The organism is Coraliomargarita algicola (genome assembly GCF_033878955.1).
GTDB classification, from domain to species: domain Bacteria; phylum Verrucomicrobiota; class Verrucomicrobiia; order Opitutales; family Coraliomargaritaceae; genus Thalassobacterium; species Thalassobacterium algicola.
This window is the reverse complement of record NZ_CP138858.1, coordinates 3079112-3093198: the sequence shown is the minus strand read 5'-3', so window position 1 is coordinate 3093198 and position 14087 is coordinate 3079112. Positions and strand designations below refer to the sequence as shown.

The 14087-nt window shown below is 55.0% G+C and carries 13 protein-coding genes; all 13 read right to left on the bottom strand.

Annotated features, from left to right (window positions below; translation table 11 throughout):
- Positions 1–107: 107 nt before the first annotated feature.
- Complete coding sequence (locus SH580_RS12565; RefSeq protein WP_319831206.1) at positions 108–1028, bottom strand: ABC transporter ATP-binding protein; 921 nt, start codon at positions 1026–1028, stop codon at positions 108–110.
- Between the two features lie 140 nt (positions 1029–1168).
- On the bottom strand, positions 1169–2806 hold the full coding sequence (gene groL / locus SH580_RS12560; protein ID WP_319831205.1) for a chaperonin GroEL: 1638 nt from the start codon (positions 2804–2806) through the stop codon (positions 1169–1171).
- Positions 2807–2953: 147 nt separating this feature from the next.
- Positions 2954–3265: a co-chaperone GroES gene (locus SH580_RS12555; protein WP_319831204.1), complete on the bottom strand. Its 312-nt coding sequence runs from the start codon at positions 3263–3265 to the stop codon at positions 2954–2956.
- 374 nt (positions 3266–3639) lie between these two features.
- Complete coding sequence (locus SH580_RS12550) at positions 3640–4416, bottom strand: alpha/beta fold hydrolase (RefSeq protein WP_319831203.1); 777 nt, start codon at positions 4414–4416, stop codon at positions 3640–3642.
- A gap of 761 nt (positions 4417–5177) precedes the next feature.
- Positions 5178–5786 (bottom strand): PEP-CTERM sorting domain-containing protein, encoded by a 609-nt coding sequence (locus SH580_RS12545; RefSeq protein WP_319831202.1) that lies wholly within the window; start codon positions 5784–5786, stop codon positions 5178–5180.
- A 39-nt stretch (positions 5787–5825) separates the two neighbouring features.
- A complete protein-coding gene (locus tag SH580_RS12540) occupies positions 5826–6821 on the bottom strand; it encodes a TIGR02597 family protein (RefSeq protein ID WP_319831201.1) in 996 nt (331 codons plus the stop codon).
- Positions 6822–6948: 127 nt separating this feature from the next.
- Positions 6949–7989 carry a hypothetical protein gene (locus tag SH580_RS12535; RefSeq protein ID WP_319831200.1) on the bottom strand — a complete coding sequence of 347 codons (1041 nt, stop codon included), beginning with the start codon at positions 7987–7989 and terminating at the stop codon, positions 6949–6951.
- 1665 nt (positions 7990–9654) lie between these two features.
- Positions 9655–10242, bottom strand: a complete 588-nt coding sequence (locus tag SH580_RS12530; RefSeq protein WP_319831199.1) for a hypothetical protein — start codon at positions 10240–10242, stop codon at positions 9655–9657.
- Positions 10243–10402: 160 nt separating this feature from the next.
- Positions 10403–10765, bottom strand: a complete 363-nt coding sequence (locus SH580_RS12525) for a four helix bundle protein (RefSeq protein WP_319831198.1) — start codon at positions 10763–10765, stop codon at positions 10403–10405.
- An 81-nt stretch (positions 10766–10846) separates the two neighbouring features.
- Complete coding sequence (gene floA, locus SH580_RS12520; RefSeq protein WP_319831197.1) at positions 10847–11878, bottom strand: flotillin-like protein FloA; 1032 nt, start codon at positions 11876–11878, stop codon at positions 10847–10849.
- Positions 11875–12339 carry an NfeD family protein gene (locus SH580_RS12515; RefSeq protein WP_319831196.1) on the bottom strand — a complete coding sequence of 155 codons (465 nt, stop codon included), beginning with the start codon at positions 12337–12339 and terminating at the stop codon, positions 11875–11877. Before SH580_RS12515 ends, floA begins: the two co-directional genes overlap by 4 nt.
- Positions 12336–12920, bottom strand: a complete 585-nt coding sequence (locus tag SH580_RS12510; protein ID WP_319831195.1) for an NfeD family protein — start codon at positions 12918–12920, stop codon at positions 12336–12338. The genes SH580_RS12515 and SH580_RS12510 overlap by 4 nt, the downstream gene beginning before the upstream one ends.
- A gap of 23 nt (positions 12921–12943) precedes the next feature.
- A complete protein-coding gene (locus SH580_RS12505; protein ID WP_319831194.1) occupies positions 12944–13996 on the bottom strand; it encodes an NfeD family protein in 1053 nt (350 codons plus the stop codon).
- Between the last annotated feature and the right edge of the window lie 91 nt (positions 13997–14087).

Sequence of the window (14087 nt, the reverse complement as noted above, 5' to 3'; positions counted from 1 at the left end):
AGTATTTCAACAAATAGGTTTTTTCGTAGGGGCTTCATTTATGAAGACCGCCGCAGCCAGGCTCGGCGCTCAAGCTCGGCGGGCGTCACAAGTGACGCCCCTACATTTTATGTAAGCGCCGCCTCGCCGCGGTTCACTTCGGCGAAGACGGTTTCGAGATTACGAGTTTCGGGATGGAGGCGGTAAAGCTTATCGCCGGCTTCAGTGATTGCGGCCACGACTTCGGGTGCGGTGTCGCCCTTCGCGTCGAGAAGATAGGACGACAATTCGTCGACCGTTTCTACTTTGTGCACGGCAGAGACGCCGGCCACGCGGCCAAGATAGTCGGCGGCCTGCTCGTTGTTGACCGTGACCCGCAGCTGGCGGCCCGTTTGCAAATCCTCGATCCGCGAGTCGACGACCAGCTTGCCCTGACGCATGATCAACACGCGCTCGCAGACCGCTTGCACTTCCTGCAGAATGTGGGTGGAGATAATGACGGTCGCCGACTTAGCCAGATCCCGAATCAACTCACGCATTTGAAAAATCTGCGTCGGGTCGAGTCCGTTGGTCGGCTCGTCGAGAATGATGATGTCCGGCTTGTGTAGGATCGCCTGCGCTACGCCGACACGTTGACGGTAACCGCGCGAGAGCGTTTGAATGGGCGCGGTGGCTTTTTCACCGAGCGCAGTACGCCGGATCGCTTCGGCCACTCTTGACTGTATTTGATTTTCGGATACACCCTGAAGGTTGGCTTGATATTCCAGGTATTCGATCACCGTCATTTCCGGCCAGACCGGACAGTTTTCCGGAAGGTAACCGATCCGCGCTTGGATCGCCCGGGTATCGCGGCCGACCTGGAGATCATCGACACGGATCTCCCCGCTCGTCGGCTCCAGATAGCCGGTTATCATTTTCATGATGGTCGTCTTGCCCGCGCCATTATGACCGAGCAGTCCGACCACCTCGCCTTTTCCGATTTCAAAGCTGACCTTATCGACCGCTTTGAAATCTCCATAATTTCGAGACAGGGATTGGATCTGTATCATAGTTTTGGATGTTGTTAGGTAGCGGCGAGCTTTAGCCGCCGTCTGGGGTTCGAAAATGGCGGCAAAAGCGCGCCACTACGTAAGAAAATTTTGGGGTAAACGGATCGGCGGACAGGCCGCCGATCCGTGACGTATTCAGATTAGTAGTCCATCTCATCCATACCGGCACCGGCATGGGCGTGCGCTTTTTCCTTTTCCGGTTCCTCGGTGATGAGGCACTCGGTCGTCAGCAGCAGACCCGCCACGGAAGTGGCGTTCTGGAGAGCGGTGCGTGTGACCTTGGCAGGGTCCACCACGCCGGCTTTGACGAGGTCTTCGTATTCGCCCGTGGCGACATTGTAGCCCTCGTTCCCCTTGCGGCGGAGCACTTCCTGCACGATGAGCGAACCTTCCACTCCGGCGTTGACGCAGAGCTGACGGACAGGCTCTTCGATCGCACGGCGCACGATGCGGGCACCGGTCTTTTCTTCGCCTTCTTCCATCTTATCGATGAAGGCGTCGAGCGCAGCGACAGAACGCAGCAAGGCGACACCCCCACCGGGCACGATCCCTTCTTCAACGGCAGCGCGTGTGGCATGCAAGGCGTCGTCGACGCGGTCCTTCTTCTCCTTCATCTCCGCCTCGGTGGCGGCACCGACGTTGATCACGGCGACACCACCAGCGAGTTTCGCGAGGCGCTCCTGAAGCTTTTCGCGATCGTAATCGGAAGTGGTCTCTTCGATCTCGCGGCGGATTTGCGCGACACGTCCCTGGATGTCGGATTGCTTGCCGGCACCCTCGATCACGGTGGTGGTTTCCTTGGTCACGGTGATGCGTTTCGCGCGGCCGAGGTCTTCCAGCTTCACCTTGTCGAGCTTGATGCCAAGGTCTTCGGTGATGAATTTACCACCGGTCAATACCGCGAGGTCTTGCATCATGGCCTTGCGACGATCCCCAAAGCCAGGGGCTTTGACCGCGCAGATCTTGAGCGCGCCACGCAGCTTGTTGACCACGAGCGTCGCGAGCGCTTCGCCTTCGATATCTTCCGCAATGATGAGGAGCGGCTTGCCCTGCTTCGAAGTCTCCTGCAGCAGTGGCAGCAGATCGTTCATGTTGCTGATCTTCTTTTCATGCAGCAGCACGTAAGTGTCTTCCAGCACCGCCTCCATCGACTCCTGATCGGTCGTGAAGTAAGGCGAGAGGAAGCCTTTGTCGAACTGCATACCTTCGACCACGTCGAGCGTGCTTTCCATACTCTTGGCCTCTTCGACGGTGATGGTGCCGTCCTTGCCGACGCGCTCCATGGCCTCGGCGATCATGTCGCCAATTTCCCGATCCCAGTTGGCCGATACGGTGGCTACCTGGCGCAGCTCGTCGTTGTTCTTAATCTTAGTGGCCGACTTGGCGAGTTCGCTGACGACGCAGTCGGTCGCCTTTTCAATACCTCGCTTCAAGTAGATCGGATTGCTACCGGAAGCGACCGCCTTGACGCCTTCGCGATAGACCGCGTGAGCCAAGACAGTCGCGGTGGTGGTGCCGTCGCCGGCCTTGTCTGCCGTCTTGCTGGATACCTCGCGCACCATTTGCGCGCCCATGTTTTGATAAGGGTCTTTGAGCTCGATCTCTTTAGCCACAGTCACGCCGTCCTTGGTTACCTTCGGCGAGCCATATTTCTTATCGATAAGCACATTGCGGCCCTTAGGACCAAGAGTCACTTTGACCGCATTGGCCAAAGTTTCGACGCCCTTAAGCACTTCGCGGCGGGCGCTTTCGCTGAATCGGAGTTGTTTCTTACTCATGTGTGATTCCTTTCTGAATATTGTTTAGATTGTGCATTGTAGCGACCTCGCGCCAGCGAGGTCGACGGAGGGCTGATTGCATCCTCTCGGAGGCGAAAGCTTACCCTACGTCGACACGACTGGCGTCGCATCGCTACGTGTTAATGATTATTCTAAGATCCCGAGAATGTCGTCTTCGGAGAGGAGCACGTATTGCTCACCGTCGCGCTCGAGCTCGGTGCCACCGTATTTGGAGATGAGCACACGGTCGCCCGCCTTCACTTCAAAGGCCTGCACCTTGCCATCCTCCAGGCGTTTACCAGAGCCGAGAGCGACGACTTCAGCCTCCTGCGATTTTTCCTTGGCGGTTTCCGGAATGTAGATCCCACCTTTAATTTGTTCGGCCGCTTCGATGCGTTTCACAAGAACGCGATCTCCCAGCGGCGTGATCTTGATCGATGATTTCGTAGCTATAGCCATAGTATATGTATCCTTTGTTATCGGTTAATAAAAAGCCCTCAGCACGCACCGAAAGTCCGGGCGCACTGAGGGCGGGAAAGCTTGCTGTTAAAACCGCACGCAAAGATTGAAGCAGGTGAACCACTCGCCTGCCCCTCAGCCAAAACAAATAATCGAATGAACGAATTTTCGTGTGACTTCATTTGCGTTACTTATTGGAACAAGATTTATCAAAAAATGTGCCAAAATTCTTCGAAAATTCGCTACCCCCGTAAACATAGCAACTTACAAATAGCAAAGCACCACGCACAGGCACAGGCAGGCCCTCATCACTGCCAAAAAATGAGACAGCAGGACACAGACTATTGTGACAACTGACTCAGTGAGTCGCTCCGCTACAGCCAAGCATCCAGCACTTCCAGAAAACCCTTGCGGTTTTCAACGTGTACATTGTGTCCCGCGCTGGAGACTATCGCCTCATGCAGGTGCGGAAACCAATGCAGCATTTCATTCGCATCGTCGTCATCGATAAAATCAGAATTGGCCCCACGCACTAAGAGCACAGGGCCTTCATAGCGATCCGTCTCCAATAGAGAGTTTTGTCGAATATGGGGCAAACTGGCGTGTAAGGCCTCAAGATTGACCTGCCAACGAAAAGTGCCGCTCGCCTCATCGCGCACCAAATTCGTCAATAGGAATTGTCGCAGCGCCCAATCCGGCACCATCGGCTCCAAGAGCTCTTCCGCCTCCTTACGATTAGCCAATTCAGCCACCGGAATACGTTTCATCGCGCGAAACTCATTATCATGATAGGGAGGGTAGGGCTTCGCGGCGATATCCACGATCACCAAACGCTCCACCACTTCCGGACGCTCACAGGCGTAGCGCATGGCCACCTTGCCCCCCAGGCTGTGTCCCATCAATTCAATCGACTCAAGCTCATGTAAGTCCAGATAGGCCTGAAGATCCTCACACATTTCCGACCAGCGCATCGCCTCCGAATGAGGCGAGCTGCCGTGGTTACGCAGATCCAGCACGTGCACATCAAAACGATCCTGCAGCGTCCGCCCAATCGTCGACCAATTACGCGAAGAGCCCAAAAGCCCATGCAAAACCACTAAAACCGGCGCCCCCGGATTCTTGAAACGAAGAGAATGTAGTGCCACTGCCATGCACAAACTCTCTACCAAAATCACCCCCTTGTCACTCATTTTGATGCAAGCGAGCCGGCTCGAATGAATACCCGGAGCCTGAAGCGTGCGCTGCTCGTAGTGTGCTCGTTTATGCCCTTCGGGTGCACACTACGACGCGACTGAAGGGGCGCCTCGAAACTTAGTTTTGGGGTCGATGGGCATCGCCCTGGTTCCAAGAACCGAGGCTACGAGAAACCTTTGGACACATCTATTTAACCGCTCGCTTCGCTTGAGAACACTGAGAGCGCAGAGCTTCATAAAGGAATCAAGGGCTATTCGAATAGTTATCAGCGTTTCTAGGTTACTTTGCTCTAACTAAACTCGATCCGCCTCCTTTGCGTCCTCTGCGAACTCTAGAGACCGACCTGTCCGCCGTAGCTCGCAGAGCGAAGGAGGCAGGAAACGGGCAGGTTAAAATGCATTTGCTTGGTCAGTGCTGAGGTGGAGGTGGTTTGCGAAGGTTCAAACATTATTGAAAATGGGTATGATAACAAGCACCGCACACGCCATTCCGGCGACACAAGAAGTGCCGATATTCTTATCTGCCCTCTGCCCTCTGCCCTCAATCCTCTGCCCTCAATCCTCTGTCCTCTGTCCTCTGTCCTCTGTCCTCTGTCCTCTGATCCTGTCCGCCTTTCATCATCCTCACAGTCAAGTGAATGCGTCCCCTAGCTGAGCGTACACAAAAAGCCCTCTGGCAGACACCAGAGGGCTTTTAGAATAAAAGATTGTGACGAGTCTTATCCGCGACGGCGAACCATCACGAAACCAAGCGCCATCAAACCAGCCATTGCCGCGAAAGCGGAAGGCTCGGGAACGCCGATTGCATTCGAGGTTTGGCCTGGTGTAGTTGATGGTGAAATGACTGAAGAGTCAGCAGGAAGCAAGCCAATGTCCTGAAAACCAAAGAAGTCAGAATTGGTAAGAGTGCCATTTGCAACGGAAAACCACAACAGTCCATAGTCATCACCAGCACTTACGTTACCATCTAGATTCACGCCAACAATACTCATATAACCATCTGAAAATGCTGGAGGCCCAGAATTTGTTGTAAGATCTTGACCTTGAACGAAATAATACTCATCGAAAATATTTACTCCCGAATTAAAAGTACCAGTCCCAGGCAGAGAAAAACCAACGAGAGCAGCGGACAAATCTGAAATAAAAGTCCCACCAAAATCTCCCCCAACGCTATTACCATCAGAGTCAACAATTATTCCCCAAGCTAGATCATTGACACCAGTAGAACTAGCATCTCCCCATCCAGTAGAATTAATATTAATGGTAACTGTAGCCTGCAAAGAAATACAGGCAGTTGTTAGCGCGGCGACAATTAATAATCTTTTCATGTTAATTTTAATCAGCTCGATTTAGTTTATTACCACAGGTTACTGTTGATAAGAAGGTGAATGTGTAACGACAATATCTAAATTATTGGCAGCGGCTTTCCGATAAACAAAACCTTGCCCTGGTTGAAGCAAATAATTATTACGCTCGGTTGGACCACTATACCATCCATAAGTCTCATAATAAGTAGCAATAATTGCGGCGCTTTTATTTTGACCGACTTGATCCTGGTCAAAGATTAAGATTTGATCTCCTGCACCTGCAGTTCCTGGATCAAGAAGGTCGCGAATAGCTACTTCAGATGGAAGACCAGAAGTCAATCGAATATCCTGCTCAACCCCCTCAGCTAACGATGACAAAACGGTGCGATAAGCAGACATCGGCACATTACCAGCCTGGACCAACTTCAAGGGTTCATCACTTACATTGCGCACAATAAGTGACTCATCAGGATATATTGGCTCATTGTTCACATCCGTTGGCCCCGCATACCAACCATAAGTATCATAAAGGGTATAAATAAATGCAGCAGAAATGTTAATACCAGGCTGACTACGAGAAAACATTAACAATTGAGTTCCAGCGGCTGTTTCTCCCTCAGGCAATAAAGTAGCAGGTGTCCAAAATGGAATAATACTAAAAGTATCTCCAATCTCAACACGATCTTCAACATCCTCACCAAGATCTTGAATCACAAAGGTTAAATCAATCGAATCAGCATCATTAGAATCAATAACTGCCCAAAGCCCTTCTCGATCGCCACTAGTAAAAAGAATAAAATTCCCGCCGCCAGCATACTCATCAGCTAAAAATTCCGGAGAATTACTAACTTCGATCGTATCAGAATCTGGAATAGAAGCTACACTACCACTAAATATAGCTGGCCGATGCAAAGCAGTTGAAAGCAAGCCATCACTATTCGCAGGAATAGTCGTCGTCACATACCCGACCGGATCGGTTGAAACCGCACTAAGGCTGGTGATAGTTAAAAGAGCCGCCGAAGCGATAAGAGAGAAAGTTTTAATAGATTTTTTCATAACTATGTTCGGCTAATATTTGATAGGGTACTCAGGTCACACAAGTCTAAAAGACTCGATCCAGTGCTCAACGGTCAAACGTAACATGGTAACATACATGTGACAGTGCGGAGCGATTTGGCAAGTTCTATTTAGCGACAGCCTTCAAATCGTTGAGAATGTCGGCGGTTTCCTGCTCAGAGAGGTCCGCGGGATCCATCTCAAAGGCGGATTGAGTGGACCAGGGGTCGAAGGGAGCCTCTCCGAGGCGGAGCTGCGAGCGCGGGTCGGGCGCGGAAAGCTCGTATAGGGGGCGAGGCGATTGCGAGGCGGCCGCCGCGGGTGCGACAGCGGGCAAGGGGTCGGGCACATTGGCCCCGGAAGATCGGCTAAACATCCAAGGCATGACCCCGAGATTGACTTGCACCCGCTCGATGCGGGTTTCATGCACGTGCTCTCCGTCTACCGTTAGGGTACTGACAAAGGGCAGACGGATGCCATCGATCACGCGAAAATCACCATGAGTGGTGACTTCGGTCAGGCCACTGACATTATTAAGGGTGGTCTGCTGGGCCTCGGCATAATTCGCCATATCCAGCAGCGAGCGGATGGTTTGCCCATCGGGCAAGGTGGTGCGCAAATCGTAATGACGCCGACCGTTGAGGGTGGCGGAGCCGACAAGCTCGATCGTTTTCCCCGCAACCAATGGATACAGCAGATGGCCGCCGGTGGTGGCGTCGCGGATAAAGTTGAGGGCTTCGTCAGCCGGCATATCGATCGGCTCCGCGCCAGGTCGGAATGCTTGGAGTTGCCAAGCGTCTGCGCCATCGTATGCCATGACAATGCGCCCGTCATTGGGAAGGAACAACACGATCTTACTATAATCGGGCTTTTTCTTAAAGGCGGTGAAGCGGATGACGCCCTGTTCCAGATGCAGCGTGCCGTCGAAACGGATGCTTTCGACCAAGTCCCAGTGCTCTTGGCTCGTGAAGCTGTTGCGATAGTAGCCAGTCAGAACCGTCACAAGGTCCGGACTGAGGCCAGTGGTGTCCATGGAATCGAGCCTCTGAATGGAGGCCGCATAGGCGGACTGCGACTGGCTAGCCGCGACAGCGGCAGGCGGCGCGGGCGGGGAAGCTTCGGCAGGCTCAGGCTCAGCAGCGCCGGAAGCACGGGTGAAAGTAAACACAAGCGCTAGCGTAACTAGGGCTCGACTGAAGCACGAATGGACTCGGAGATACACGGATTGGATAAAGTTGTAGGCTTTGTTGATGTATAAAGGCTAACGACGGCGACTCGCACAAACAGCAAGCGCCCAGTGGGCATTCGAAGCGCATACCACGACTTCGAGAACGCTTAAACTTGCTGATTAAAGTTTCAACCCTCAATTAGCCATGCGTCCACCAGAGCGTGCTTCAAAGTGACAGGAGGACTGAGGACTGAGGACTGAGGACTGAGGACTGAGGACTGATAGCAAAAGCCAGCCACTGTGAAGCACTTAATTACGAAAATCGCGGCAGGTGCCATTTTGGCGAGACAGGAAGGGCCATCACTCATTGATATTCTTCTATGGTCCCAGATCTGACTTCTCTTTTCAGGTTAAAGCACAAGCAGCCATAGGGAAAATGATTCTGCCCCTAATGATTCTGCCCAATAATAATGCCACAAGAAGCCCCTCCCCGGTTCAGAGAACCGAGACCACGAAAAGATCTCCCCCGCTCCGCTTAAGCTCAGCCGCTCCCCATTCAAATCACCGGCGTCCGCTACATCAGCGCACAGCCTGCTCGGCCACGACCAGCAGCCACAGGGGAAAAATGATTCTGCCTCTAATGATTCTGCCCAAAAATAATGCCACAAGAAGCCTCTCCCCGGTTCAAAGAACCGAGGCCACTATAAGATCTCTCCCGCTCCGTTTGATCTCAGCCGCGCTCCCATTCGGATCACCGGCGTCCGCTACATCAGCGCACAGCCAGCCCCACCACGTCCAGCAGCCACAGGGGAAAAATGATTCTGCTACATAATCATTCTGCAGAAAAATGCCACAACCAGCACCCTCCCCAGTTCGAAGAACCGAGGCCACGAAAAGACCTCCCCCGCTCCGCTTGAGCTCAGCCGCGCCCCCATTCAAATCACCGACGTCCGCTACATCAGCGCACAGCCAGCTCGGCCACGACCAGCAGCTACAGGGAAAAATCATTCTGCTACATAATCATTCTGCAGAAAATGCCATAAGAAGCCCCTCCCCGGTTCAGAGAACCGAGGCCACGAAAGGATCTCCCCCGCTCCGCTTGAGCTCAGCCGCGCCCCCATTCAAATCACCGACGTCCGCTACATCAGCGCACAGCCAACTCCACCACGTCCAGCAGCCACAGGGAAAAAATGATTCTGCGTCTAATGATTCTGCCCCAAAATAATGCCACAAGAAGCCCCTCCCCGGTTCAGAGAACCGAGGCCACGAAAAGATCTCCCCCGCTCCGCTTGAGCTCAGCCGCGCCCCCATTCAAATCACCGGCGTCCGCTACATCAGCTCACAGCCAGCTCGGCCACGTCCAGCAGCCACAGGGGAAAAATCATTCTGCTCCCTAATCATTCTGCAGAAAAATGCCACAACCAGCACCCTCTCCAGTTCGAAGAACCGAGGCCACGAAAGGATCTCTCCCGCTCCGCTTGAGCTCAGCCGCGCCCCCATTCAAATCACCGGCGTCCGCTACGTCAGCTCACAGCCAGCTCGACCACGACCAGCAGCCATAGGAAAAATGATTCTGCCTCTAATGATTCTGCCCCAAAATAATACCACAAGAAGCCTCTCCCCGGTTCGAAGAACCGAGGCCACTGGACCGCCTAAAACCATCGCCTAGGCGAGACCCGGGACGCTTTGGCTCTTCTTTTGACTGACGGGAGGGCCTAAGACTTCTCCATAAATAAAGGCGGCACGCGCGGCGGCGGGGTCTTTGAGTCGACTGCGGATGGGGCCGCGGGTGCGATAGGTGGACCCGCTCGGGCGCTCGGCCTGCGGCGATAGCTTTTCACGAGAGGCTTGGGCTTGCTTCTTGAGCGTTTCCGCCTGGCGCTTAGTGGCCTCGATTTGCTGCAAGCGAGCCTGCATTTCGTCCTGATAAGGATTCGCCTGCGGACGCTCGGGCTCAAACTGGGGACGATACGACTCAGGCTGTGAGCGGCGGGCGGCCGTCTCTCGCCGGCGGCGCTGCTCAGCGGCCTCGCGCTGCGCAGCCTCGGCGGAGTCTGCCTGCCGCATGTTTGGCGCCGGCGACTGCTCAAATGTGCCGGCACCGCCCTGCTCGGCTTGACGACGCTCTAAGATCTTGCGGCGAATCTCATCCTGTATGCGCCGCTGGCGCTCCGCAGCCTCAGGGTCCGACTCGGAACTGCGCCGAGGCGCCCCGGGCGCCGCCTCATCCTCGTCACCATTCTTGGAAAGCAAGTTTCCAAAGAAATAAATGGCCGCGAAAATGACGGGGATGATGTACTGAGTAGGTTGTCCATTTAGGGATGGCGGATTAGGGATGAATGATGGTGGATTGGGGATGAAGGATGAATGATGGTGGATGAATGATGGCGGATCTGGGATGAATGATGGTGGATTACTTTTTACGTAGATGTTTAGCAAAGCCGCCTAATTGCCGAGAAATGCTTTTGCACTGACCGCGGCGCTGGTTGGCGGTGGATTCCTCCACGAATTTCAATCGCTCTGCTAGATGATACATGCTTCTGACTTCGCCGGTAGATCCTTTGGCTATATCGAGGAATCTGGCAAAGTCCGGTTTTGTCGAGCGCTCGGCGCCCTCTGCAATATTATTGGAAATCGACACAGCAGCGCGCTTAATCTGATCGACAAAGGTAAAGTCACGACAGGCACGGAAGTCGCCATAGACATCGACAGCCAAGTCCTGAGTATCCTGCCAGACCTCCATCTGCTCAAAGTCTAAGAGTCCTCCATTCGCCATGATTCATCCTCCATCATTCATCATTAATCATTCATCATTAATCCGCCATCATTAATCATTAATCCGCCATCAAAAAAAGCCCTAACTCTTCTCGTCGCCTTTGGAGATGCTGTCGCGCATGTCGGTGTCGGCTTTGATGTTGTTGAGGCGATAGTAGTCCATGACTCCGAGGTTCCCGCTGCGGAAGGCTTCGGCGAGTGCGAGCGGCACTTGTGCTTCGGCTTCGACGACCTTGGCGTTCATCTCTTCGACGCGGGCCTTCATTTCCTGCTCGAGAGCGACGGCGGCGGCGCGGCGCATTTCGGCCTTGGCCTGGGCGACGTTCTTGTCGGCTTCGGCTTGCGACTCTTGGAGTTGGGCGCCGATATTCTCGCCGACGTCGACGTCGGCGATATCGATGGAAAGGATCTCAAAGGCGGTGCCGACATCGAGGCCGCGTTGGAGCACGACTTTGGAAATGCTGTCGGGGGATTCGAGCACGGACTTGTAGGAGTCGGCGGAGCCGATGGTGGTGACGATGCCCTCACCGACACGGGCGATAATGGTCTCTTCGAGGGCGGAGCCCACGTAGTTGTCCAAGTTGGAACGCACGGTCACGCGGGCACGGGCTTTGACCTGAATGCCGTCTTTGGCCACACCGTCGATGGTGGAGCGTCCGCCTCCGGCGGCGGGGCACTCGATGACTTTAGGATTGATGGAGGTGCGCACCGCTTCCAGCACGGACTTGCCGGTGCCCTTGGTGGCGAGGTCGATCGCGCAGGCGCGCTGCCAGTCAAGGGCGATGTTGGCCTTGTCGGCGGCGATGAGGGCTTGCACCGTTTGGATGACGTTGCCCTCTGCCAGGTAGTGAGCTTCGAGGTCGTTGGCACTGATCTCGATGCCAGCTTTGACAGAGGTGATGCGGGCATCCACGATCAATGAAGCCGGCACGCCGCGCAAGCGCATGGCGACCAGAGTCGGGAAGCCGACAGCGGCCCCGGAAAGCAAGGCACGCAGCCAGATGCTAAAGAAGGTGATCATAATGAGCGCACCAATCAGGAGAATGAGTCCGAGAATGGCGGCGGCGCCGAGCTGCCAGCCGGCGAGGGCGAGTGGGAGTGTGATGGAGGTCATATTTTTTTGATGATGAGTTTAAAATTATCCTGAGAAACCACGTGAATGCGCTGATCGGCATCAATGTAGCCGTCTTGCGAGTAAGCTTCGTAGGCCTGGCCGTCGATTGCAACCTTTCCACTGGGGTTGAGGCGCGTTAATGCGGTGCCCTCTTTTCCAATAATAGATGCCTGTGCGGGGGCCATGTTGGAGCGCCCGGTCACGGTGGACTTGAGAAAGAAGCCACGTCCGAGGGAAGTGCGGGCCAGTAATTTGAATTCAAAATAGACGAGTATGGCGATCGCGATGGCGGAGCCCACAAAAGTGAGCATAGCGATCGCGGCACCGTACTGCGCACCAGCGATCCAGGTGGCGAGTATCAGACACAGCGCAGCGAGCACCCCCAGCACACCGCCGGGGAGAATGACTTCGAAAAATACCAGCACGATGGCTGCGACTAAAAGGCCGAGGATGGTGGTCATTTTGAGGCCTCCTGGGATGTGGGATTGGACGTGGTCTCACTCGGGGGCGGGGTGTTCACGGGATCGCGAATCTCCGTATTCGCTGCGGTGGGCGGCGCTGAAGGGGGCAACTCAGGAGAGTTGCGATCCCGGGCGGCGCGAATCTCCGTATTCGCTGCGGTGCCATGCGTGGTGCAACTCGGGAGAGTTGCGTTCCCGGGAGCCTCTACGATTAGACTGAAGGCACTGGTCTGGACCACTTGCACCTGGGCGCCGCGGTCGATGGAGCCTAGAGCGCTGCGGGCATCGTAGCGCTGGCCGTCGATTTCGACGCGACCGCTGGGGAAGAGGTCGGTGACGGCGATGCCTTGCGCACCGGGCTGGGGCAGCTGCGACGCGCGCTCGGCGCGCAGGGTCTGGCTGTCGCCACCAGCGGCGGTGGATAGCACCAGTTTGCGCTCCATCCAGGAGCCTGGAAAAAAACGCGACAGCAGCAGCGCGCCGGCCACGGCAATCGACAGGCCAAAAATCAAATCCACCAGCGGCTCGGCCAAGCGCTCAGGCGATAGGCTAAAGGGCTCGTTGGGCCAAACATCGACCATGGCCCACAGCAGCGAGCCAAAAATCAGCGCGATGCCCGACAGGGCAAACAGCAGGGTGCCGGGAAAAAGAAGAGTTCGATCAGCACCAGCAAGACACCCAGCGCAAAGAAGAGGATGGCCTCGTTGCCCGCCAGACCGGCGATGTATTGACTAATGAAAAAGATGCCCAGCAGCACAATGCCCGCAATGCCGAAGATGCCAAAACCGGGCGTCTTGAACTCAAAGAAAAGCGCCAGCAAACCGATGCCCAGCAAGCCGGGCGCAAAGGTATTCATCCACTTGGCCAAAACCTCGGAGTAGGTGATATGGAAGTCTTTGATCTGGTATTGATCGGGGCCTAAGCGAGCATCCAGCAGCGCGTCGACGGAATCGTAAATACCGCTGGCGAGCAGCGGCTGGGGCGCGGCATCGGGCAGGGCATATTCGCGCATAGCCTCGCGAGCGGTCAGCGTGAGTAGCTCGCCGGCAGGCTTGATGACTTCGTCACCGATTTTGAGCTCAAACTCGGCATCCAGCATCGCGCGCAAAACATCGGAACGGAAGGGATAGTCCTCGGTGATGCTGCGGATATTGGCGCGCAGGTAGCTTTCCATCTTCATGCGGGCAGTCTCCGGCACATCCTGACCGCCGCCTTGAATGACGGCGGAGGCGCCCATCTTACCTTGCGGCGCAAAATAGATCTCTTGTGTGGCGGAGGCGATAAAGGAGCCAGCCGAAATGGCGTCCGGATTCACAAAGGTGGCGGTGATGCCATCGAACTTGGCCAGCATCTCCATCATTTCGATGGTGTAGTCCACGCGCCCGCCTGGGGTGTCCATGTCCAGCAGCACCATATCCACTTGGTTGGTGATGGCCTCTTTGAGGCCACGCCGCAAAATGTAGAGGTTGGGCTTATTGATCGCCCCCGTAATCGGGATCACATAGACGTCGATGCGCTCCCCGGCCGGGGCGGCAGGCTCGGCAGGCTCGGCAGACGGTGCGGGCTCTGTTGCAGGGACAGATACAGGCTCTTGCGCCGAGGCAATCAGCCCGAGCGTGAGAAAGAAAAATAGAGCCATCAATGGACGAAACGACATGGTAAGCGCTATCTTGAAAGACTTGTCGACAAACGCAAGTACGGTTGGGCGATAAACGCGAAGAGGGAGGGGATGAACGTCGAACATTGAA